The sequence below is a fragment of the Pseudomonas synxantha genome (genome assembly GCF_900105675.1).
Taxonomy (GTDB): domain Bacteria; phylum Pseudomonadota; class Gammaproteobacteria; order Pseudomonadales; family Pseudomonadaceae; genus Aquipseudomonas; species Aquipseudomonas synxantha.
The window spans coordinates 3460934-3483957 of record NZ_LT629786.1 but is presented as its reverse complement, the minus strand read 5'-3'; the positions used below and the strand labels follow the sequence as shown (position 1 = coordinate 3483957).

The following is a 23024-nucleotide window of genomic DNA, read 5'->3' as shown; positions in this document are numbered from 1 at the left end:
GACGCTAACAGGCAAAAATGACCGAACGGTTAACTTTAATTGACGGTTTAAAGGCTCTAGGACGCGTCTTTCAGAAAACTTACCGGTCACTTTTGCGACGTAATGAAACTGACATGCAGGGGGTACATCCTCGAGGAATTTATCTCGGGAGCCGCCCCGTATGCCCACTGAGTTGCCTCATTTGTCCACCCCGCGGCTACTATTGCGAGCCTTGGAAATGCACCAGGCCGAGGTGCTTTTTTCGCTCGCCAACGGGCCGAAAATTGCCGACAACACGGCCAATATTCCCTCGCCCTATACGCTGGAAACAGCGCAGGATTTTATTGCCGGTGCGGCGCAGAAATACCGCACAGGTGAGTTGCTGACCCTGGGGATGCATGTGCGTGAATCCGGCGAATTGATCGGCATGGTCAGCCTGCGGCTCAATGCTCGCCATCACTATGGGCACCTGGGTGGCTGGGTCGCGGCGCACTGCCGTAACCAGGGGTATGCCGCCGAAGCGGCGAGCGCGGTGATGGATTTCGGCTTCTCTGAACTGGGGTTGCAGCGCGTAGGCAGCCAATGTTTTGGCCGCAATAAGGAGTCGGCGCGGGTCATGGAGAAGATCGGCCTGCGTTATGAAGGCTGCATGCGCCAGGCGTTTCTGAAAAATGGGGTGTACGAGGATTTGCTCGGGTTTGCCACCGTGCGTGACGACTGGGAGCGCCGGTTGTGAGCGGTGGCGTGGACCATGACCGACGCCGGGTGCTGGGCGGGCTGACGGTCGCTACGGCGTTTTCCATCCTCAGCCCGTTTGCGCGCAGTGCCGGGGTGGATTATCCGTTCACCCTCGGCGTGGCGTCTGGCGACCCGTTGCCGGATGGCTTTGTGATCTGGACGCGCTTGGCGCCGTTGTTCAACGCCGCAGACGGGTGTGGTGGCTTGAGTCGCGCGGTGCCGGTGCGTTGGCGGGTGGCCAGCGATGCGGCGATGACGCGCATTGTGAAACAGGGCGAGGTGCTGGCGACTGAGCGTTTCGCCCATTCGGTGCATGTGGAGGTGGCGGGGCTGGCGGCGGGCAGGCCGTACTGGTACCAATTTGAAGGGCTTGGTGCGCAAAGCCCGGTGGGCCAGTCGCGCACCGCACCGCCGCTGCATGCCATGGCCTCGGCCCGGCTGGGGTTTGTCTCCTGCTCGCACTGGGAGCGCGGGTATTTCAGCGCCTACCGGCACCTCGCCGCCGAGCAACCCGACCTGGTGTTTTTCCTCGGCGACTATATCTACGACAGTTCCTACGCGGCGGATTCCGGCAAGGTTTTTCGCTCCCATGGCAGCGGCAATGCGCAGACCCTGAGTGACTACCGCAACCGCTACGCGCTGTACAAGACCGATCCGGACCTGCAGGCCCTGCACGCTGCCGCACCCAGTGTGGCGACCTGGGACGACCACGAAGTGCAGAACGACTATGCCAACCGTTGGTCCCAGGACCCCAAGGTCGGCGTGACGCAATTTCTGCAGCAACGGGCGGCGGCTTACCAGGCGTATTACGAACACATGCCCCTGCGCGCCAGCAGCGTGCCGAAAGGCGCGGACATGCGCATCTACCGGCGCCTGGACTATGGCCGGCTCGCCCGTTTCCATGTGCTCGATGGTCGCCAATACCGCTCCGGGCAACCCTGTACCCAGGCCAATGGCAGTCGCCAAGGGCACATTGAGACCAGCCCATGCCGTGACTTGCGTGACCCTGCCCGCACGTTGCTTGGCTGGCAGCAAGAAGCCTGGCTGGACCAGGGGTTTGCCCAGTCGAAGGCGCAGTGGAACGTGATCGCCCAGGACCTGCTGGTGGCGCCGCTGATCCAGCGTGATCTCACTAACCACAAGCCGGGACGCTGGACCGATGGCTGGGATGGCTACATGGCCAACCGTTCGCGCATGCTGGCATCCATCACGCGCCATCGGCTCAGCAACCCGGTGTTCTGGGGCGGCGACATACATTCGTTCTGGGCCACGGACCTGCATGCAAAAGCCGACAATCCGGACTCGGCGGTGGTCGCCACCGAGTTCGTCGGCTCGTCGGTGACGTCAGACGGGCCGCCCTATGACGCCTTCATGAAGATCATGCCGCTCAACCCCCATGTGAAGTTTTTCGACAGCCGCCAGCGCGGGTACGTGTCGGTGGAGTTGACGGCCCAGCGGATGCTGACGAAATTTCGCGCGATCAGTGACCCGCGTGACCCGGTGGCGACGGTGTCGACGTTGAAGTCTTTTGTGCTAGAACCGGGGAGGGCGGGGGCGATTGCCGTGTAGCCTATTTCTCTGTGGCGCATCGGTCACTGTGGGTGGGGGCTTGCTCACGATAGCGGTGGGTCAGTCACTCATGCTGTGATTGAACCTCCGCCATCGGGAGCAAGCCCACTCCCACATTGATTTCGTAGCGCACCGACAGGGCGCCTTTTTTCTCCGACAATGCCAAAATCGTCACCTGGCCCAGTTCGCTCAACGTTTGCACATGGGTGCCACCGCAAGCGTATGACGGCAATTCGCCGAAGCCGACTTCCCGGATGCCTTCTTCCAGCCTCATATGCCGTGGGTAGTCGGCGGCGATCCATTGGTTGACCTGCAGTTGAAGCATTTGGGCATCCATGTCCTGTGCCGCTTCGCCACGGATAAACGTGATCTTGCCTTCATCCGGCCAATGGTGGGCCTTGATCGGCATCCAGCCCAGGCGTTCGCCGGCATTGCCAATCAAATGCCCCGCCGAATGCAGGCGGGTGTGCAGCGCGCGGCGCTGTGCATCGACCCGCGCAATGATCGGGCCGGGTTGCAACGGCTGATCAACGTAATGCACTACATGCTCGGCTTCCTGCATGACGCGCAGTACCTGGCTGTTGCCGAGCCAGCCAGTGTCGAACGGCTGGCCGCCGCCTTGGGGATGGAAGATCGTCGACTGCAGGATCACGGCAAATTGCTCTTCGTGCGCAGTGCAACTGAGCACTTCCAGCTCGGCTGTAAGGTGGTCGTGGGTAAAAAACAGGCGCTCGGTCATCATCTACATCCGCATCGGGGTTCTGCGGACAGTATAAATAGTGCGTGGATGGGTGATAATCCACTCAATTATCAATGGACCTGTGCGTCATGAGCATCAATCTTCCCTTGTCGCTGCTGGGCGAAATGGCAATTTTCGTCAGAGTCGTGGAAACCGGCAGCTTCTCCGAAGCGGCGCGGCAACTGAGCGTTTCACCCTCGGCTGTAAGCCGCAGCATCTCACGCCTGGAGCAGGCCCTGGCCACGCGCTTGCTGCAACGCACCACGCGCAAGCTGCGCCTGAGCGAGGGTGGCGAAGAGGTGTTCAAGCGTTGCCAGGAGATGGTCAACGCGGCCCGCTCGGTGATGGAAATCAGTGGCCAGTTCAACCATGAAGCCGAGGGCCTGGTGCGGGTCAGCGTGCCCAAGGCGGTGGGGCGCTTTGTGGTGCATCCGCATATGCCTGAATTTCTGCGGCGCTATCCCAAGGTGGATGTGCAGTTGATCCTCGAGGATAGGCACGTGGACCTGATCGACGATAATGTCGACCTGAGCATTCGCATCACTGACAGCCCGCCGCCTGGCTTGGTCGGGCGCCAGTTATTGCCCATCGAACACTTGCTGTGCGCGACGCCGCAGTACCTGGCCGAGCATGGCACCCCGTGCCATCCCCACGATTTGCTCGAACACAGTTGCATCTACCTGGGGGAAACCCCGGGCGACTCGCGCTGGAAATTCCGCCAGGCCGGCAAGGCGGTGACGGTTGGCGTACGCGGGCGTTATGCGGCGAACCACACTGGGGTGCGGTTGGATGCGGTATTGCAGCATGTGGGGATTGGCAGCTTGCCGTATTTCACGGCGCGGCATGCGTTGGCGGCGGGCCAGTTGGTGCAAGTGTTGCCGGCGTGGGACTTTATTGCGTCTTACCATGGCCAGGCGTGGTTGCTGCACTCGCCGACGCGGTACTTGCCGCCGAAGTTGCGGGTATTTATTGATTATCTGGTGGAGTGCATGGCGAAAGAGCCAAAGCTAAATGTGGGAGGGGGCTTGCCCCCGATAGCGGTCTGTCAGTCACCTTTGCATTGATTGACCCACTGCTATCGGGGGCAAGCCCCCTCCCACATTTGAATCTCAGTGTTTGAAAAGTCAGTGCTTGCTCTGGTCTTGGGGCATGGCCAGCAGTTGCTTTTCCTGGTTCCAGTCGAACGGTTCGTCGTTCTGTTCGGCTTCATAGCGACGCTCTTCCAGGGCCTGGTACAGGTCCAGTTCCTCGTCGGGCATGAAGTGCAGGCAGTCACCGCCAAAGAACCACAGCAGATCGCGGGGGACCAAATGGGCGATCTGCGGGTAGCGCAGGATGACCTGGCTCATCAGGTCCTGGCCCAGGTACTGGCTTTCGATCGGGTCGATTGGCAGCAGGGCGCGCAGTTCGTCAAAACGCTCCAGGAACAGCGAGTGGCTTTCCTCGGGCACCTGTTCGGCTTCGCCGACGGCAACCAGGATGCTGCGCAAGTGGTCGAGCAAGACGAGATGATCGGCAACGACGTTGGACACGAGATAAAGTCCTCTAAAGCAAAAACGGGCGCGAGAGTATATGCCTCTCGCGCCCGTATTTATATGACCGCTTGACTCAGCGGACTTTACCTTCGGCCTGCATCAGCTCTTCCTTGCTGAAATCATCCACGTCGATCACCTTGCGCCGCGCCGCTTCGGCGTCACGCAGGGTTTGCGCTTCGGCCGGTTGCAGCACGCCGGCGTGCAGGGCTGCGTCGATGGCAGACTCACCGGCCGTCGGTTTGACTTGCCCGCTTTTAAGTGCGGCATGCAGTTTTTTCTGCAACGGATGGCTGGCGCCGAGCAGGTCGTAGGCATGCTGCAGCGCGCCCACGGGATCTTCTGCCGATTGCGGGCGATAACAGCCGGCCAGCAATTCTTCCAGGGTCGGGTCGCCCTTGGCGCGACCGATCACCGCGGCCACTTCGGCATCCAGCGCGTCGGACGGCCCGGTGTGACGACGCCCGAACGGGAACACGATCACCCGCAGCAGGCAGCCCAACACTTTGTTCGGGAAGTTGCTCAGTAGTTCATCCAGTGCGCGTTCCGATTCACCCAGGCTTTCTTCCATGGCCCAGGCAAACAGCGGTTCCAGGTGATCCGGCGAGTCCAGGTCGTGATAACGCTTGAGCGCCGCCGATGCCAGGTACATATGGCTGAGCACGTCACCCAGACGTGCCGACAAGCGTTCGCGGCGTTTGAGCTCACCGCCCAGCAGCATCATGCTCAGGTCGGCCAGCAGTGCAAACGCCGCCGCCTGGCGGTTCAGGGCGCGGAAGTAGCCCTGGCTCAAACGGTTGCCGGGGGCTTTCTCGAAATGCCCGAAGCCCAGGTTCAGCACCAGGGTGCTGGCCGCGTTGCTCACGGCAAAGCCGATGTGTTGCATCAGCAGGCCGTCGAACTCCTTCAACGCCTGGTCACGGTCTTCGCGACCGGCCAGGGCCATCTCCTTGAGGACGAACGGATGGCAGCGAATCGCGCCCTGGCCGAAGATCATCAGGTTGCGCGAAAGGATATTCGCGCCTTCCACCGTGATGAAGATCGGCGCCCCTTGCCAGCTACGTCCCAGATAGTTGTTCGGGCCCATGATGATGCCCTTGCCGCCGTGCACGTCCATGGCGTGGCTGATGCACTCACGGCCGCGCTCGGTCAGGTGGTACTTGAGGATCGCCGACAACACCGAGGGCTTCTCGCCCAAATCCACGGCATTGGCGGTGAGCATGCGGGCGCTGTCCATCAGCCAGGCATTGCCGCCGATGCGCGCCAGGGCTTCCTGGATACCTTCGAAGGCCGACAGCGGTACGTTGAACTGTTCGCGCACCTGGGCGTATTGCCCGGTCACCAGGCTGGTGAACTTGGCCGCGCCCGTACCGACCGCAGGCAGGGAGATGGAGCGGCCCACCGACAGGCAGTTCATCAGCATCATCCAGCCCTTGCCGAGCATTTCCTGGCCACCGATCAGGTATTCCAGGGGGATGAACACGTCCTTGCCGGAGTTGGGGCCGTTCATGAACGCGGCACCAAGTGGCAGGTGACGACGACCGATTTCTACGCCGGGAGTATCGGTTGGAATCAACGCCAGGCTGATGCCCAGGTCTTCTTCCGCGCCCAGCAGATGGTCCGGGTCATGGGCCTTGAAGGCCAGGCCGAGCAGGGTCGCGACCGGGCCGAGGGTGATGTAGCGTTTTTCCCAGTTCAGGCGCAGGCCGAGGGTTTCCTTGCCTTCCCATTCACCTTTGCAGATCACCCCGGTGTCGGGCATGGCGCCCGCATCAGAGCCGGCCAGCGGGCCGGTGAGGGCGAAGCATGGAATGTCGTCGCCACGGGCCAGGCGCGGCAGGTAGTGGTTGCGTTGTTCCTCGGTGCCGTAGTGCAGCAGCAGTTCGGCCGGGCCGAGGGAGTTGGGCACCATCACGGTCGAGGCGAGGTCACCGCTGCGGGTCGCGAGCTTCATGGCGACCTGGGAATGGGCATAGGCAGAGAAGCCTTTGCCACCGTACTCCTTGGGAATGATCAGGGCGAAAAAGCCGTGGGTCTTGATGTGTTCCCAGGCCTCCGGCGGCAGGTCCATGGCCTGGCCGATTTCCCAGTCGCTGACCATGGCACAGAGTTCTTCGGTAGGACCGTCGATAAACGCCTGTTCTTCTTCGGTCAATTGCACCTTGGGGTAAGCTAGCAATTTATCCCAGTCGGGGCGCCCGCTGAACAGTTCCCCGTCCCACCAGACGGTGCCGGCATCGATGGCATCGCGTTCGGTCTCGGACATCGGCGGCAAGACTTTCTGGAACCAGCTGAACAGCGGCTTGGTGAAGTATTGGCGGCGCAGGTCGGACAACAGCAACGGCACGGCGACCACGGCGATGAGCACCCAGAAGATCAGCAGCAGCCAACCCGGTGCGTGGCTCCAGGCGCCCATCGCCAGCAGGTAGACGGCGACCACGCCCAGGGCGGGCAGGGGGGCGGTACGGCGGTGTGCCAGGTAGGCAATGCCGACCACCAGCACCAGTATCCACAACAACAGCATATGCAATCCTCCGTGAAACCAGGGGCGAAACCACCAGGGAGCTTAGTCGGCATCCGATCAAGCCGGGTGATCAGGGTGTTACAAGTTGTACTCGACTACCCATCCGCAGGCGCCGACATTTGGCCGAATCGTCGTTATCTCTTGTGGCAAGCCTGTCGTTAGACTCGAGGCTTCCTTTGGAGATCAAGCTTATGAACGCATACTTGAGTCCCAGCCGCTTCATCGATAGTGACCACCCTGCAGTGGTGGAGTTCGCCGAAAAACATCGCGGAACCCGTGCGGATTTAAGTGACCAGGCAGTCAGTCTCTACTACGCCGTGCGTGAGACGATTCGCTACAACCCCTACACCTTCAGCCGTGACCCCAGCACCTTGAACGCCAGCTTCGCCCTGGCTGCCGGCCAAAGCTACTGCGTGCCCAAGGCCACCTTGCTCGCTGCCTGCGCCCGCCACTGCGGTATCCCGGCCCGAATCGGCTTGGCGGATGTGCGCAATCACCTGTCCACCCCACGCCTGCTCGCCCTGCTCAAGAGCGACGTGTTCGCCATGCACGGTTATACCGAGCTTTACCTGAACGGCCGCTGGGTCAAGGCGACCCCTGCGTTCAACCAGCAACTGTGCGACCTGTTCGATGTGCCGCCGCTGGCGTTCGATGGCCGCCATGACAGCGTCTTTCACGCGTTCAATCGCCAGGGCCAGCGCTCAATGGAGTACGTGGTGGACCACGGGCAATTTCCTGACGTGCCTGAAGCATTTTTCTTCGCCCATATCCAAAAGTGTTACCCGCACCTGTTCGCCGACGATGCACCGACCTTGCTGGGCGACATGCAGAGCGATTCAAGCCGCGCCTGAACCGGCGTATGCTGCTGCCTTCATCCTGCCAAGTTCATCAACAAGAAGGCGCGGTCATGCTGAAAATCTGGGGTCGTAAAAATTCGTCCAACGTCAGGAAAGCACTATGGTGCGCCGAGGAGCTCGGCCTGGACTATGAGGCGATTGATGCGGGCGGGGCTTTCGGTGTGGTCGACACCCCTCAGTACCGGGCCCTGAACCCAAATGGCCGGGTGCCGATGATCGAAGATGGCGACTTTGTGTTGTGGGAGTCCAACACCATCGTGCGTTATTTGTGCGCCAAGCACGCTTCTAACTGGTACCCAAGCGATCTGAAGGCCCGCGCCAACGCCGAAAAGTGGATGGACTGGACCACCTCTACGTTCGCCGAACCGTTCAAAACCGTGTTCTGGGGCGTGCTGCGCACCCCGGCGGAAAAACAGAACTGGGACAACATCCATGCCGGGCGCCAAGCCTGCATCGAGGTGCTCAAGACTGTCGACCAGGCCCTTGCCGAACAACCTTACCTGTCGGGCAATGAGATCGGCATGGGGGATATCCCCCTGGGCAGCTTTATCTACGCCTGGTTCGAGATGCCTATCGAACGCCCTGCAATGCCCCATCTAGAGGCCTGGTACCAACGCCTTCAACAGCGACCGGCCTATCGCAAAGCGGTGATGACCGCGTTGACTTAATACACACTATTAATACGGGTGACTGTACTTGTGCGGCATGGGCACGCACCATGCTCGCACTGCACCGCGGTTGAACTACCGGCGGTGTGCCCTCATCTATTGTTTCTATTCCCTTCTTTGGTGCGTATCCCGATATGAGTTCCGCTCTGTCCATCCGGCAGCTAACCAAAACCTACGGCAACGGTTTCCAGGCCCTGAGTGGTATCGATCTGGATGTCGCCGAAGGTGATTTCTTCGCCTTGCTCGGCCCCAACGGTGCCGGCAAATCCACCACCATCGGCATTCTCTCGACCCTGGTCAACAAGACCAGCGGCACGGTGAATATCTTCGGGCATGACCTGGATAAATCCCCGGCGGCGCTCAAGCGTTCCATTGGCGTGGTGCCCCAGGAATTCAACTTCAACCAGTTCGAAAAGACCTTCGATATTGTCGTGACCCAGGCTGGCTACTACGGCATCCCGGCAAAAATCGCCAAGGAGCGCGCCGAGCAGTACCTGACCCAACTGGGCCTGTGGGACAAGCGCGATGTACCTTCACGTTCGCTGTCCGGTGGTATGAAGCGCCGCCTGATGATTGCCCGCGCCCTGGTGCATGAGCCGCGCCTGTTGATCCTCGACGAACCTACCGCGGGCGTGGACATTGAGCTGCGCCGTTCGATGTGGGCCTTCCTTACCGAGCTGAACGAGAAGGGCATCACCATCATCCTCACCACCCATTACCTGGAGGAGGCTGAGCAGCTGTGCCGCAACATCGGCATCATCGACCACGGCACCATTGTCGAGAACACCAGCATGCGCAACCTGCTGGGCCAGTTGCATGTGGAAACCTTCCTGCTCGACCTGAAGAACAACCTGACGGTGGCACCGCAACTGGTGGGTTACCCAAGCCGCCTGGTCGACAGCCACACCCTGGAAGTGCAGGTGGACAAAGCCATGGGCATCACCGCGCTGTTCACCCAGTTGGCGACCCAGAACATCGAAGTGTTGAGCCTGCGTAATAAAACCAATCGCCTTGAGGAGTTGTTCGTGTCCCTGGTGGAGAAAAATCTGGCGAAGGTGGCGGTATGAGTTCGGAACTGCAACCCAACCTCGTCGCGCTGCAAACCATTGTCTATCGCGAAGTGAAGCGCTTTACCCGGATTTGGCCGCAGACCCTGCTGCCGCCGGCAATCACCATGGTCCTGTACTTCGTGATCTTCGGTAACCTGATCGGCCGGCAGATCGGTGACATGGGTGGCTTCACCTACATGGAGTACATCGTACCGGGCCTGATTATGATGTCGGTGATCACCAACTCCTACGGCAACGTGGTCTCCAGTTTCTTCGGCAGCAAGTTCCAGCGCTCCATCGAGGAACTGATGGTTTCGCCGGTTTCGCCGCACACAATCCTGATCGGCTATACGCTCGGCGGTGTGCTGCGTGGTTTGATGGTCGGGGTGATCGTGACGCTGCTGTCGTTGTTCTTCACCCACCTGCAGGTGCATCACCTTGGCGTCACCATCCTGGTGGTGGTGCTCACGGCGACGATCTTCTCGCTGCTGGGGTTCATCAACGCCGTTTTCGCACGCAACTTCGATGATATCTCGATCATTCCGACCTTCGTGCTGACGCCGCTGACCTACCTGGGCGGGGTGTTCTACTCCATCACCTTGCTGCCGCCGTTCTGGCAGACCGTGTCCCTGGCCAACCCCGTGCTGCATATGGTCAACGCCTTCCGCTACGGCATTCTGGGCGTGTCGGACATCAAGATCAGCGTGGCGATCACCTTCATGATCGTGGCGACCGTGGTGCTGTATATCGGTTGTGCGCGGTTGCTGGTGAGCGGGCGTGGGATGCGTACTTAAATAGCGATTCAACGCGGTAAAAAATGTGGGAGGGGGCTCGCTCCCGATAGCGGTCTGTCAGACACCTTGTACTGACTGATCCACAGCTATCGGGAGCAAGCCCCCTCCCACATTTGGTTTGGTGTATGGCCTTCAGTTTTTCAGGGCCAGCTCTATCAGGGCATGCAGTTCTTCAACCGCCAAAGGCTGCGCCGAAAACAGAATACGGAACACCGTCGGCGCCGCGAGCAGGTTGATCAAGCGGTCCACACTCGGCGCCGTCTCTTGCGGATAACGATCGACGATCGCCTGCAATTGCCCGCCCAGAATGCTCACGCAATACCCCGGCGTTACGCTGCTTTGCACGTCGCGCATCATATTGCGCCCTACGTCCGTACTCATTTCATCCAGGTATTGCTCAGCCCAGGCCTGCAGGTCGCCGCGCAGGCTGCCGGTGTCTGCCGGCTCGCTGTCCGGGCGCAGGCGCGCCAGGGCCACATCGGCGAGCAACACGGAAAGGTCGCCCCAGCGCCGGTAGATGGTCGAGGGCGTAACGCCTGCGTGTGCCGCAATCATCGGCACAGTAATACTGGATCGCTCATGGGCTTCGAGCAATTCGCGCACTGCCGAATGAACGGATTCTTGTACCCGGGCACTACGGCCCCCCGGGCGGAGGCCTTCTTTAATCGCCATGCTTAAAACCTTAACACAAAGAATTTGCTTTAAGCGCCGGCGGGTAGCACACTCTGCAAAAGCAAAATATTAGCTTTAGCGGAGCGTGCCCATGTCCAGCAACATTTCTCACCGGTCCAGCCTGGCGTTCCTGGTGATCACCGTGTTGACCTTCCTCGCCGCGTCCAGTGCGCCGACACCGTTGTATCAGGTGTACCAGGAAAACCTGCATTTTTCGGCCGCGATGCTCACGGCCATTTTCGGCGTTTATGCCGTGAGCCTGTTGGCGGCGTTGCTGGCCGTGGGGTCGCTCTCGGATTACCTGGGGCGCAAGCCGGTGATCTTCGCCGCGCTGCTGCTGAATATCATGGCGATGCTGCTGTTTATCAACGCTGACAGCACCGCCTGCCTGCTTGCCGCTCGCGCATTGCAGGGCTTTGCGACCGGGACTGCCACAGCGGTGTTGAGCGCGACATTGCTCGATACCGACCGCGTGCGTGGCCCGATGCTCAACAGCCTCGCGCCGATGCTCGGCATGGCCTGTGGTGGCCTGGGCAGCGGCTTGCTGGTGGAGTACGCGCCGCGGCCGACCCAATTGGTCTATTTCACCCTGCTGGGCTTGATGGTGCTGCAGGCCGTGTACCTGTGGCGTCTGCCTGAAACCGTCAGCCGGATACCGGGGGCCTTGAAGTCCCTGGCGCCAACCCTGCACGTGCCGCCCCAAGCGCGCCGGGCCTTGTGGTTGGCGATGCCGCTGAATGTGGCGGTGTGGGCGCTGGGTGGGTTCGTGTCTTCCCTGGCGCCGTCGCTGGTGCGGGCTGCGACGGGGTCGAGCTCGCATTTGATCGGCGGTGGCCTGGTGGCGGTAGTGACCCTGAGTGGCGCGGTAATGATCTACAGCCTGCGCAACCGTGCGGCCGACAAGGTCATGCGCCTGTCGGCGGTGCTGCTGGCGGTGGGTGTAGGGCTGCTGCTGGTTGCCGTGCAGACCGCCAGCCTGTGGCTGTTCTTTGTCGCCAGTGTGATTGCCGGCTTTGGTTTCGGCGGCGGCTTCATGGGCAGTGTGCGCAGTATTGTCGGCTTGGCGTTGCCTCATGAGCGGGCCGGCCTGATGTCAGCGTTCTATGTATTGAGCTACCTGGCGTTCTGCGTGCCGGCGTTATTGGCGGGTAATCTGAGCCGCGTGTTTGGCCTTGTCGCTACCACGGATGGCTATGGTGTAATGCTTATCCTGCTGGCCCTCGGCGCACTCGCCGGGCTGCTGTTGCAGGATGCTTCAAGAGGCAGAGCCGCCGCATAAGATGTATATCTGCAAAATAGATAATAGTTAGAGATATTACCCGTTATATAGATATTCGAACAGGTTCTATCATGGCTTCAACCTCATGCGAGGAAGAGGATTAGCGCCATGACCTGCTCGACTATCAACAGCTACAAACCTTTAAGTCACCTGGCCCGTCCCCGGGAAGTGATTCGTCAGTTCACTCCGAACTGGTTCGCCGCCACCATGGGCACCGGGGTGCTGGCGCTGGCCTTGGCCCAACTGCCGGTCAGCCTGCCAGGCTTGCACGCTGTGGCAGAGGGTCTTTGGGTGTTCACCATCGGGCTGTTCATGCTGTTCAGCGTGTTGTATGCCGCCCGTTGGGTGATGTTTTTCCACGAGGCACGGCGGATTTTCGGGCACTCCACAGTCTCGATGTTCTTCGGCACCATCCCTATGGGCCTGGCGACCATTCTTAACGGTTTGCTGCTGTTCGGCCTGCCACGCTGGGGCGGTGATGTGATCCCGTTGGCTGAGGCCCTGTGGTGGTTGGACGTCGCCATGTCCCTGGCCTGTGGCGTGCTGATCCCGTTCATGATGTTCACTCGCCAGGAGCACAGCATCGACCAGATGACCGCGGTCTGGTTGTTGCCCGTAGTGGCTGCCGAAGTAGCGGCGGCCAGCGGTGGCTTACTGGCCCCGCACCTGGTCGACGCCCATGCTCAACTGGTGATGCTGGTGACCAGCTACGTGCTGTGGGCGTTCTCGCTGCCAGTGGCGTTCAGCATCCTGACCATCCTGATGTTGCGCATGGCCTTGCATAAATTGCCTCACGCCAATATGGCGGCGTCGAGCTGGCTGGCACTGGGCCCTATCGGTACAGGCGCCCTGGGCATGTTGCTGCTCGGTAGCGATGCGCCGGCGATCTTCGCTGCCAATGGCCTGGCGAGTGTCGGTGAAATGGCCCATGGCCTGGGCCTGATCGCAGGCGTCACCTTGTGGGGCTTTGGCCTGTGGTGGATGTTGATCGCGGTGCTGATCACCCTGCGTTACCTGCGCGCCGGTATCCCGTTCAACCTGGGTTGGTGGGGTTTTACCTTTCCGCTGGGGGTATATGCCCTGGCCACGTTGAAATTGGCGAACGTGCTGCAACTGGGGTTCTTCAGCGTATTGGGCAGTGTGCTGGTGGCGGCGCTGGCGCTGATGTGGATGATCGTGGCAAAGCGCACGGTGCAGGGCGCGTATAAAGGCGAGCTTTTTGTTTCGCCATGCATTGCAGGGTTAGGGAATAAGTAAGCGGGATTAGGTAAAGTCGTGGCCTGATCAATAACAGGCCACGCAGGAACACGGACGATGAGCCACCCCTCGCAATTCACCTTGCTGCGCACACGGCGTTTCTTGCCGTTTTTCATCACCCAGCTGCTGGGCGCGTTCAACGACAACATCTTCAAGCAATCGCTGATCCTGGCCATTCTCTATAAGCTCAGCATCGAGGGCGACCGCTCTATCTGGGTCAACCTGTGCGCTTTATTGTTTATCCTGCCGTTCTTCCTGTTCTCGGCATTGGCCGGGCAATTTGGCGAGAAATTCAACAAGGACGCCTTGATCCGTGCGATCAAGATCGGTGAGATCGTGATCATGGCCGTCGGCGCGACGGGCTTTTTGACCAATCATCTGGAGCTGATGCTGCTGGCACTGTTTGCCATGGGCACCCATTCGGCGCTGTTCGGGCCGGTGAAGTACTCGATCATGCCCCAGGCCCTGCACGACGATGAGTTGGTCGGCGGCAACGGCCTGGTGGAAATGGGCACGTTCCTGGCGATCCTGGCCGGCACCATTGGCGCCGGGATCATGATGTCCTCCACCCATTACGCCCCGGTAGTGGCGGTGGCGATAGTCGGCGTGGCGGTGTTGGGCTACCTGGCCAGCCGCAGCATTCCGCGCGCGGCGGCTTCCACGCCGCAACTGCGCCTGAACTGGAATATCTTCACCCAGTCCTGGGCGACGTTGCGCATGGGCCTGGGGCAGACGCCAGCGGTGTCGCGCTCGATCGTCGGCAACTCTTGGTTCTGGTTTGTCGGCGCGATCTACCTCACGCAGATCCCGGCCTACGCCAAGGAATGGTTGTACGGCGACGAAACCGTGGTGACCTTGATCCTCACCGTGTTCTCCGTGGGCATCGCTCTGGGTTCGATGCTCTGCGAAAAGCTCTCCGGGCGTAAGGTGGAGATCGGCCTGGTGCCGTTCGGCTCCTTCGGCCTGACGGTGTTCGGCCTGTTGCTGTGGTGGCACTCGGGGGGCTTCCCGCAGAACGTCCAGGCCAATGACTGGCTTGCGGTACTCAGTTACGGCCAGGCCTGGTGGGTGTTGTTCGATATCCTTGGGCTCGGCGTGTTCGGTGGTTTCTATATCGTGCCGCTGTATGCGCTGATCCAGTCGCGCACCGCCGAGAACGAGCGGGCGCGGGTGATCGCGGCCAACAATATCCTCAACGCGCTGTTCATGGTGGTTTCGGCCATCGTCTCGATCCTGCTGCTGAGCGTGGCCAAGCTGTCGATCCCCGAGCTGTTTCTGGTGGTGTCGTTGCTCAACATCGCGGTCAACACCTACATCTTCAAGATCGTCCCTGAGTTCACCATGCGCTTCATGATCTGGCTGCTCAGCCACTCCATGTATCGCGTGGAGCATCGCAACCTGGAGCAGATTCCAGATGAGGGTGCAGCTCTGCTGGTGTGCAACCACGTATCGTTTGTCGATGCGCTGTTGATTGGTGGCGCGGTGCGTCGGCCGATTCGCTTTGTCATGTACTACAGGATTTACCGCTTGCCGGTGCTCAACTTTATCTTCCGCACCGCCGGAGCGATTCCGATTGCCGGGCGGCATGAAGATATCCAGATCTATGAAAAGGCGTTTTCGCGGATTGCCCAGTACCTGCAGGATGGCGAGTTGGTGTGCATCTTCCCGGAAGGCAAGTTGACGGCCGATGGCGAGATGAATGAGTTTCGCGGTGGCGTGACGCGCATTCTGGAGGAGACGCCGGTGCCGGTGATCCCGATGGCATTGCAGGGGTTGTGGGGGAGTTTTTTCAGTCGCGATCCGCACAAGGGCTTTTTCCATCGGATCTGGTCGCGGGTGGTGTTGGTGGCGGGTGAGCCGCTTGCCGTGGAGGCGGCAACGCCGGTGCAGTTGCAGGCTGTGGTGGGTGGTTTGCGGGGGAGTGTCAGGTAGTTTGTCGTTGTTTGTCAGGGCCTCATCGCAGGCAAGCCAGCTCCCACATTTGACTGTATTCACAATTCAAAAGGTGGGAGCTGGCTAGCCTGCGATAGCGGTAGTGGCTTAAGTGGAAATCTTGAGCCCTATCAGCCCGCAAATAATCAACGCCACACTGGCCAACCGAAACAGCGCCATGGATTCGCCAAACAGGATAATCCCGGCGATCACGGTACCTACGGCACCTACGCCGGTCCAGATGGCATAGGCGGTGCCCAGCGGCAGCTCCTTCATGGCCAGCCCCAATAGCCCCAGGCTGACCGCCATGGCGGCAATTGTCAGGGCGGTGGGCAGTGGCTTGCTGAAACCGTCGGTGTACTTCAAGCCGACGGCCCAGCCGACTTCGAATAACCCGGCAAAAAACAGAATGATCCAGGACATGCTGACCTCGCTTCTACAAAGTGGGGTCGTCCCCAGGTAGGCGCTTGATAGCGTCGCGAGGTCGTCCCCGCGAAGCTTGGTAGAGTGCCGAAATCGGATCAGACGATCAAGTTACGGCGCGCTTTCCAGTGCGCGGCGGTCTTCCTTTTCGCTCATGCGGCGGAAGTAGGTCGACAGCAGTGCTCCGGAAATATTGTGCCAGACACTGAACAACGCACTGGGCACTGCCGCCAGCGGCGAAAAGTGCGCACTGGCCAGCGCGGCACCCAGCCCGGAGTTCTGCATGCCCACTTCCAGAGCCAATGACTTGCGTTGCGCCAAGGGCAACTTGAACAAGCGCCCGGTGAAATAGCCCAGCAGGTAGCCGAAGCTGTTGTGCAGCATCACCACCGCCATGATCAGCAGGCCCGATTCGGCGATCTTCTGTTGGCTTGCTGCAACCACCGCGGCAACGATGATCACGATGCTCACCACCGACACCAGCGGCAGCACGTCCACCGCATGGCGCACGTGCTCACCCAACAAGCGTTGCGCGACCACGCCAAGCACGATCGGCAACAGCACCACTTGCAGGATCGACCAGAACAGCTCCATGAACGACACCGGTAGCCAGGCCGAGGCCAGCAGCCAGATCAATGCCGGGGTGAGCAGCGGGGCGAGGAGGGTGGTGACAGCGGCAATGGCCACCGACAATGCCAGATCGCCCCGGGCCAGCCACGTCATGACGTTGGACGAGGTGCCGCTTGGGCAACAGCCCACCAGGATCACGCCGACGGCAATTTCCGGCGGCAGATGGAAAACCTGGCACAGCAACCACGCCACGCCTGGCATGATCACGAAATGCGCGACCACGCCCAAGGCCACGCGCCAGGGATGGCGAGCGACTTCGGCGAAGTCTTCGAGTTTCAAGGTCAACCCCATGCCGAACATCACCAGGCCCAGCAGGGGGACGATGGCGCCTTTGAGGCCGATGAACCAACCGGGTTCCAGGAAGGCCAGTACGGCAAATATCAACACCCAGTAGGCGAAGGTATTGCCGACGAAGCGGCTCAAGGCGGCGAGTGCACGCATGGGGGCATCCTTTTTGTTAGTTTTTTTAGTTGGCAATGCGATCAAATGTGGGAGGGGGCTTGCTCCCGATAGCGGAGGGTCAGCTACACATCTATTGGCTGACATACCGCCATCGGGAGCAAGCCCCCTCCCACATTTTGATCTTCACATGGCTTAGATGCCCTGTGGTGTCTCTTCACCGCCCAGTGCCTCAACCAGCGCCGGCAGGAACTCACCGAAGGTCAGCATCATCAAGGTAAAGCTGGCATCCAGTTGCCCCAGGGCTTCGTCGCCGCCGTCCTGTTCCGCCTGGTCTTGCAGCAGGTCTTCGAATTTCAGGCGCTTGACGGTCATCTTGTCGTCGAGCATGAAGGACAGTTTGTCCTGCCATGCCAGGGACAATTGAGTCACGACCTTGCCGGTGGTCAGGTGCAGCTGGATCTCTTCGCCGGTCAGGTCCTGGCGTTTGCAGCGCACGATACCGCCGTCTTCGTGGGTGTCGCGCAGTTCGCATTCGTCGAGGACAAAGAAGTCGTCGGCCGGTTTCTGGGTGGTGACCCAGTCGGTCATGATGGCAGTCGGTGCAGTTTTCACTGTCAGCGGACGTACCGGCAGGGTGCCGATCACTTCACGCAGGGTCGACAGCAAGTCTTCGGCGCGCTTGGGGCTGGCCGAGTTGACCAGGATCAGGCCCTGTTTCGGCGCGATGGCAGCAAAGGTCGACGAACGACGAATGAAGGCACGCGGCAGGAAGGCCTGGATGATCTCATCCTTGATCTGGTCGCGCTCCTTCTTGTAGACCTTGCGCATCTGTTCGGCTTCGATCTCTTCGACTTTCTCTTTAAGTGCGTCACGCACCACGCTACCCGGCAGGATGCGTTCTTCCTTGCGCGCGGCGATCAGCAGGAAGTCACCGCTGACGTGAACCAGGGGAGCATCTTCACCTTTACCGAAAGGTGCGACGAAACCATAAGTGGTCAACTCCTGGCTTGCACAAGGGCGCGCCAGCTTGGTGGCCATGGCCGCTTCCAACGCCTCGGCATCAACAGGCAGATCTTGGGTCAGGCGATAGATAAGCAGGTTCTTGAACCACATGGGGTGAGTCTCTCCTCTATACAAAGGGGGGCATTATTCTCTTGATCACGCCCCAGGCCAACCCTGCCTAAGCCATTGGAAGGGCTGAAAAAAAAGATTTAAGAAAGTGCTTGCCAGACTTAGGGTCGCTCCGTAGAATGCGCGCCACACCGAAACGAAGGGTGATTAGCTCAGCTGGGAGAGCATCTGCCTTACAAGCAGAGGGTCGGCGGTTCGATCCCGTCATCACCCACCATTCGCTTCATGTGTTACGCGCAGCGGTAGTTCAGTCGGTTAGAATACCGGCCTGTCACGCCGGGGGTCGCGGGTTCGAGTCCCGTCCGCTGCGCCATATTTGCTTCCACTAAGGCCCACTGAACGCCTGGAAGTCACGGAAATAGCGGCCTTGAGCCGCTTTTTTCGTTTTCTGAATTCCACTGGAATCCATCTCCAGCCACGGTTTTTAAGTACACATTTAAGTACACCGCTGGCACAGCCTTTTACGATTCCTTGCGCATCAATTTTCGTATTGGTTCGTCTACCGCTGGGTTGTATTCCCCTCCTTGATGCAAAAGGAGGTGTCTGATGGCTCTGACAGATACAGCGATCAAGCAAGCCAAGCCCGCCAGCAAGCCTTATACGTTAACTGATGGGGATGGCTTATCGCTGCAAGTGCCCACGACGGGTTCGAAGCGCTGGCATTTCCGTTTCTATTGGCATGACAAGCAATTGCGTATTTCCCTTGGCACCTATCCCGACGTGAGTCTCAAGGAGGCTCGCCAGCGGAGAGAGGCTGCACGTGCGCTGGTGGCCAACAATATCGATCCACGATCACATCGTCGCGCCGAGCGCCAGAAAGCCTCTCACGCCGCCAGCAACACATTTGAAGCGGTTTCTGATCGCTGGCATGAGTTCCGAAGTAAAAAACTGACGAAAAGTAAGAAGGGCAGTGCAGGGCAAGCCAGCAAATACCTGAAGAAGGACATGCTGCCGTGTTTGGGCGATCTTCCGATCGCGGATATTTCTCGTGGTGACGTGCTGGAGCTCATTAGGCGAATTGAGCGCAGAGGCGCGCTGGTCTCTGCTCGAAAGGTGCGCACCTGGCTCAACCAGATCTTTCGTTTTGCTATGGCGGAAGGGCTTATTGATGTGAACCCAGCATCAGACCTTGATATCGTTGCCGAGACGCCGCGGCCAGTCCGCCATAATCCCTTCCTCCACGTAAATGAACTTCCAGGATTGCTCAGGACCGTCACCCACTATGAGTGTGCAGAAAAGACACGGCTTGGTATTCGTCTATTGCTGCTGACGGGCGTGCGTACAGGAGAGCTACGGGCGGCGACGCCAGACCAATTCGACTTCGACAAGGGGATCTGGCTGGTGCCACCGGAGGGCGTGAAGCAGCTCCGAAGTCGTGTGCGAACACAGGGAAATGAGATCCCGCCTTATGTGATTCCGCTGTCTACTCAAGCAATTGCACTTGTGCAGCGGCTGATGCAGTTAAGGACGCGCGGTGCGCGGTATCTGCTGGTTCACCGATACGAACCGCAGGAAATGATCAGTGAAAATACCCTTAACACCGCGATTAGCCGGATGGGTTACAAAGGGCGGCTCACCGGTCATGGCATCAGGGCCACCATCTCAACGGCGCTCAACGAGGTTGGCTTTGTAGAAGAGTGGATTGAGGCGCAGCTTTCCCATGCTGATGCCAACCAAATTCGGGCTGCGTACAATCACGCGGAATACGTCGAACCGAGACGTAGGATGATGCAATACTGGGCGGACTTATTAGATGCACTAGAGGTCGGCGTTCCGCCCCCTGCGCCTGAAGCTTACATGCCGCAAATCGGGCGACCTTCAACGGATTTTCTGAGCGCGCAGCGGGTACCTGCTGATTAGCAGTCCGAAGTCAGGCTATGCGATCAAGGTCGGACAGGATAGATTTGAGGAGACCAAGGAGTGACGCACCTGCGGCATGACTCCTTCGATCACTGATCAGGGAAGAAGGGCTTTGAGAAAGCCAAAGTGAGGAACAACGGTGAGTGCTACTAAAACGACAAGGGTGCGAGCTGCTCGGCCAGGAATGCCGACGCCACTGGAGTGCCGACCAGAAGCTGGCCATGTTCGATAGGTCCTGAATCTGGGCAAAGAGTGTCATTGGTAGCCCGGCGCAACGGCATCAACGCCAACCAGCTATCCCTACGGCACAAGGCTTACCAAGATGGAAGCCTGTCTGCGGTCAGTATTAGCGAGGCTGTGACACTTGTGTCGGAGATGAGCGATGCGCTACAACAAATGCACGCCGCCCATCGATTCAGTTTGCATCCCTCGCCGCTGTTGCGGCCTGGTTCAGATTCGAGCCAGGCCAACCTCCTCCGAGTGCCTGAAATAGCGAAATAACGTTGTTGAGTTGACTCTCTCTGACCTGAATCGCCGCTAACTCGGTGTTGAATAGATTGCGCTGGGCGTCGAGCACCTCCAGGTAGGAGGAATAACCACCTTGATAACGATCTTGAGCGATATCCAATGAACGGCCCAGCGTGTGTATCCGGGTGCGTGTCCATTCGATTTGTTCTTCAAAGCGCTTGACCGCCGACAGCGAGTTTTCCACTTCGCCGAATGCGTTGAGCGCGACAGCGCGATAGTTGTAAGCGGCCTGATCTCGTTGCGCCGTCGCCACCCCAACCTGTGCTTCAAGCCGTCCGGCACTGTAGATTGGGGCCAGTACGCTGGCGCCCAGATCCCACACCTTGACCGGATCGAAGTCCAGAGCGTTGACGTAGAGTCGACCGAAGCCTGCCGAGAGTTGCACTTGAGGCAGGTACTCATCGCGACGTGCCTCCAGGTTGTAATCCGAAGCCGCCACCATAAGCTCCGCTTGCTGGATATCCGGACGGCGCCGTAGCAATTCTGCTGGCAGCATCCCTGGCACTGAAGGAGGGACGACGTTCTGGAACAGGCTGCCGCGGGACACATAGCCCGGCAGCGTTCCTGTCAGCAGGCGGATGGCGTTTTCCTGCTGGCGTATCGATTGTTCCAGTTGCGGAATCATCTGCTGGGCGGATTCATACTCGGACTGCGCCTGGGTCAGTTCCAACTGCGAGGTATAGCCCTCATTGGCGCGGTCCTGAGCGACTATCAGTGCATCGCGGCGCGACGCGGCAGTATCGCGAGTGACCTTGAGCTGGGTGTCCAGCGACAGCAGGGTAATGTAGGCGCGTGCAACCGTGCTCGCGACCGACAGATGAATATTGTCCAGGTCTGTGCGGGTGGCCTGGTATTGCAACTGAGCCGCCTTGTCCAGGTTGCGCAGGCGCCCCCAAAGGTCTAACTCATAGGCCACCTGGATTTCCGGTTGCACCGATCGGGTGTGAGTCACGCCGGTCAGACCAAGGTTACGTGTCGTCTGAGCGCTCAGTGTCCCGTCAAGCGTAGGCAACAGCGCCGAATGAGCCAGGCCGATCTGCTGACGCGCCTCCTCAACGCGTGCGACCGCTGTGAGCACGTCGTTGTTATGCGTCAACGCCTCATCGACCAGTTGGCTCAGGACGGGGTCATTAAAGGCTTGCCACCACTGCGCCGAGACAGGCGCCGGGGCTTGGGTTTGACCTCGCCACTGCGAAGGGGGGAAGACCTTGGATTGCGTTGGCGCAGGTGCCTTGGCGGGTGCGCAACCTGCCAGCGCGACAAGGGTTGCGAGCGCGAGGTGTTGCCACGGGCAGGAGGCTGACCGACTCATGGCGCGCTACCTTCGTCGCCTACGCTGGCCGTATCGACATGAGCGACGACCGACATTCCGGGCCTGAGGCGCCGGGCCATCGGTTGGTTGGCGTCCAGCTCGATTCTTACGGGAATGCGTTGAGCGACTTTGGTGAAGTTGCCGGTGGCGTTGTCGGGCCGCAAGACGCTGAATTCCGAACCTGTGGCCGGAGCGAACCGCTCGACGCGCCCGCTCAGTCGCGCGCCGTCCAGGGCGTCCACGTCGAGGGTTACGGCTTGCCCCGCCAGCATGCCATTCACTTGGGTTTCCTTGTAATTGGCCACCACCCAAAGCTGTTCGGGCACCAGATACAGCAATTGCGAGCCGGCGCTGACGTATTGTCCAAGACGGACCGAGACCTCGCTGAGCACACCATCACGCGGAGCGCGGATACGAGTGTTTTCCAGATCGATCTGCGCCAGGTGCAGGGCGGCCTGCGCGCTCCTGACGGCAGCCTCCAATACCCCCCGCGAAACCTGGGTGGATTTCACCGTCTCTTTGGCGATGTCGATTGCGGCTCGCGCTTTTTTTACATTGGCGCCCGCAGCACGGGCGGTAGCGCGGATCTGGTCACGTTCGCGGATAGACACCGAACCTCGCGAGGCGAGTTCATTGACCCGCGCTTCGTCGGCTCTGGCACGATCAAATTCGGCCTCCACCGAAAACATCTCCGCCTGCCTGGACGCCAGCGTCGCCTGATCCGACGCCTGGGTTTGCAGCGAGTTTTCCAGATCCGCCTTGCGAGCGTCCAGATCGGCTGCCGCTTGTTCAACCCGCTGCTGATAAATACGGTCGTCGATTTGTATCAGCACCTTTCCCTGCTTGACCACCTCGAAGTCCCGCACGAGCACTTGCGCTACGTAGCCATTGACCTGCGGCGCCATGACGGTGATCTGCCCCCGAACATAGGCATTCTCTGTGGTCATCACTGCGCTGTTGAACGGCCAGAACTGCCAGGCATACAGAACCAGGACGATGCCAACGCCCGCCCCGCCCGCCATCAACCACAGGGTCGTACGGCTCGGTTTGATGATTTTCGGCGGATCGACCGACGCGCCACCTGCATCGGCTGCATCGCTGGGAGGGGTTGAGGTTTCGAGGTTTTTCGTCGGATCGGTCTGGCTCATA

The 23024-nt window shown here is 59.9% G+C and carries 20 protein-coding genes and 2 tRNA genes; 13 read left to right on the top strand and 9 right to left on the bottom strand.

Annotation, left to right across the window (positions count from 1 at the left end):
* Window positions 1-160: 160 nt before the first annotated feature.
* Together BLU48_RS16110 and BLU48_RS16105 are read left to right on the top strand one after the other, a co-directional pair.
* Complete coding sequence (locus BLU48_RS16110) at window positions 161-715, top strand: GNAT family N-acetyltransferase (protein ID WP_057023553.1); 555 nt, start codon at window positions 161-163, stop codon at window positions 713-715.
* A complete protein-coding gene (locus tag BLU48_RS16105; RefSeq protein ID WP_057023554.1) occupies window positions 712-2286 on the top strand; it encodes an alkaline phosphatase D family protein in 1575 nt (524 codons plus the stop codon). Before BLU48_RS16110 ends, BLU48_RS16105 begins: the two co-directional genes overlap by 4 nt.
* Window positions 2287-2350: 64 nt before the next feature.
* Here BLU48_RS16105 and BLU48_RS16100 read toward each other — a convergent pair whose 3' ends face one another.
* Window positions 2351-3025, bottom strand: a complete 675-nt coding sequence (locus BLU48_RS16100) for an alanyl-tRNA editing protein (RefSeq protein WP_057023778.1) — start codon at window positions 3023-3025, stop codon at window positions 2351-2353.
* Between the two features lie 89 nt (window positions 3026-3114).
* Here BLU48_RS16100 and BLU48_RS16095 point away from each other — a divergent pair, with 89 nt between their 5' ends.
* Entirely contained in the window at window positions 3115-4089 is a 975-nt protein-coding gene (locus BLU48_RS16095) for a LysR family transcriptional regulator (RefSeq protein ID WP_056846298.1), read from the top strand.
* Between the two features lie 60 nt (window positions 4090-4149).
* On the opposite strand, the gene BLU48_RS16090 is transcribed toward BLU48_RS16095, so the two are convergent.
* Entirely contained in the window at window positions 4150-4557 is a 408-nt protein-coding gene (locus BLU48_RS16090) for a PA2817 family protein (RefSeq protein ID WP_003190109.1), read from the bottom strand.
* Window positions 4558-4633: 76 nt separating this feature from the next.
* On the bottom strand, window positions 4634-7081 hold the full coding sequence (locus BLU48_RS16085) for an acyl-CoA dehydrogenase (RefSeq protein WP_057023555.1): 2448 nt from the start codon (window positions 7079-7081) through the stop codon (window positions 4634-4636).
* Between the two features lie 191 nt (window positions 7082-7272).
* On the opposite strand from BLU48_RS16085, the gene BLU48_RS16080 reads away from it, so the two are divergent.
* The 4 genes from BLU48_RS16080 to BLU48_RS16065 all read left to right on the top strand — a co-directional run bounded on the left by BLU48_RS16080 (window position 7273) and on the right by BLU48_RS16065 (window position 10449).
* A complete protein-coding gene (locus BLU48_RS16080; protein ID WP_057023556.1) occupies window positions 7273-7932 on the top strand; it encodes a transglutaminase-like domain-containing protein in 660 nt (219 codons plus the stop codon).
* A 56-nt stretch (window positions 7933-7988) separates the two neighbouring features.
* The gene (locus BLU48_RS16075; RefSeq protein ID WP_057023779.1) at window positions 7989-8606 is read left to right on the top strand and encodes a glutathione S-transferase family protein; all 618 of its coding nucleotides are present in this window, start codon (window positions 7989-7991) and stop codon (window positions 8604-8606) included.
* 134 nt (window positions 8607-8740) lie between these two features.
* Entirely contained in the window at window positions 8741-9673 is a 933-nt protein-coding gene (locus BLU48_RS16070; RefSeq protein ID WP_057023557.1) for an ABC transporter ATP-binding protein, read from the top strand.
* Complete coding sequence (locus tag BLU48_RS16065; protein ID WP_005786689.1) at window positions 9670-10449, top strand: ABC transporter permease; 780 nt, start codon at window positions 9670-9672, stop codon at window positions 10447-10449. The genes BLU48_RS16070 and BLU48_RS16065 overlap by 4 nt, the downstream gene beginning before the upstream one ends.
* A gap of 132 nt (window positions 10450-10581) precedes the next feature.
* On the opposite strand, the gene BLU48_RS16060 is transcribed toward BLU48_RS16065, so the two are convergent.
* Window positions 10582-11121 (bottom strand): TetR/AcrR family transcriptional regulator, encoded by a 540-nt coding sequence (locus tag BLU48_RS16060; protein ID WP_057023558.1) that lies wholly within the window; start codon window positions 11119-11121, stop codon window positions 10582-10584.
* Between the two features lie 91 nt (window positions 11122-11212).
* Here BLU48_RS16060 and BLU48_RS16055 point away from each other — a divergent pair, with 91 nt between their 5' ends.
* From BLU48_RS16055 to BLU48_RS16045, 3 genes are all read left to right on the top strand, one after another.
* A complete protein-coding gene (locus BLU48_RS16055; RefSeq protein WP_057023559.1) occupies window positions 11213-12400 on the top strand; it encodes an MFS transporter in 1188 nt (395 codons plus the stop codon).
* A gap of 108 nt (window positions 12401-12508) precedes the next feature.
* Window positions 12509-13657, top strand: a complete 1149-nt coding sequence (locus tag BLU48_RS16050) for a TDT family transporter (protein WP_046069041.1) — start codon at window positions 12509-12511, stop codon at window positions 13655-13657.
* A 57-nt stretch (window positions 13658-13714) separates the two neighbouring features.
* Entirely contained in the window at window positions 13715-15589 is a 1875-nt protein-coding gene (locus BLU48_RS16045; protein ID WP_057023560.1) for an MFS transporter, read from the top strand.
* Between the two features lie 108 nt (window positions 15590-15697).
* Here BLU48_RS16045 and sugE read toward each other — a convergent pair whose 3' ends face one another.
* From sugE to rdgC, 3 genes are all read right to left on the bottom strand, one after another.
* A complete protein-coding gene (gene sugE, locus BLU48_RS16040; RefSeq protein ID WP_010211634.1) occupies window positions 15698-16012 on the bottom strand; it encodes a quaternary ammonium compound efflux SMR transporter SugE in 315 nt (104 codons plus the stop codon).
* Window positions 16013-16123: 111 nt separating this feature from the next.
* Window positions 16124-17083, bottom strand: a complete 960-nt coding sequence (locus BLU48_RS16035) for a bile acid:sodium symporter family protein (RefSeq protein ID WP_057023561.1) — start codon at window positions 17081-17083, stop codon at window positions 16124-16126.
* A gap of 153 nt (window positions 17084-17236) precedes the next feature.
* Window positions 17237-18157: a recombination-associated protein RdgC gene (gene rdgC / locus BLU48_RS16030; protein ID WP_003172886.1), complete on the bottom strand. Its 921-nt coding sequence runs from the start codon at window positions 18155-18157 to the stop codon at window positions 17237-17239.
* 159 nt (window positions 18158-18316) lie between these two features.
* Here rdgC and BLU48_RS16025 point away from each other — a divergent pair.
* From BLU48_RS16025 to BLU48_RS16015, 3 genes are all read left to right on the top strand, one after another.
* Window positions 18317-18392 (top strand) — tRNA-Val (locus BLU48_RS16025).
* A 19-nt stretch (window positions 18393-18411) separates the two neighbouring features.
* Window positions 18412-18488: transfer RNA gene (locus BLU48_RS16020), tRNA-Asp, on the top strand.
* Window positions 18489-18721: 233 nt separating this feature from the next.
* Entirely contained in the window at window positions 18722-20035 is a 1314-nt protein-coding gene (locus BLU48_RS16015; RefSeq protein WP_057023562.1) for a tyrosine-type recombinase/integrase, read from the top strand.
* A gap of 415 nt (window positions 20036-20450) precedes the next feature.
* On the opposite strand, the gene BLU48_RS16010 is transcribed toward BLU48_RS16015, so the two are convergent.
* Together BLU48_RS16010 and BLU48_RS16005 are read right to left on the bottom strand one after the other, a co-directional pair.
* Window positions 20451-21875 carry an efflux transporter outer membrane subunit gene (locus BLU48_RS16010; RefSeq protein WP_057023563.1) on the bottom strand — a complete coding sequence of 475 codons (1425 nt, stop codon included), beginning with the start codon at window positions 21873-21875 and terminating at the stop codon, window positions 20451-20453.
* Window positions 21872-23023 (bottom strand): HlyD family secretion protein, encoded by a 1152-nt coding sequence (locus tag BLU48_RS16005; protein WP_057023564.1) that lies wholly within the window; start codon window positions 23021-23023, stop codon window positions 21872-21874. Before BLU48_RS16005 ends, BLU48_RS16010 begins: the two co-directional genes overlap by 4 nt.
* Between the last annotated feature and the right edge of the window lies 1 nt (window position 23024).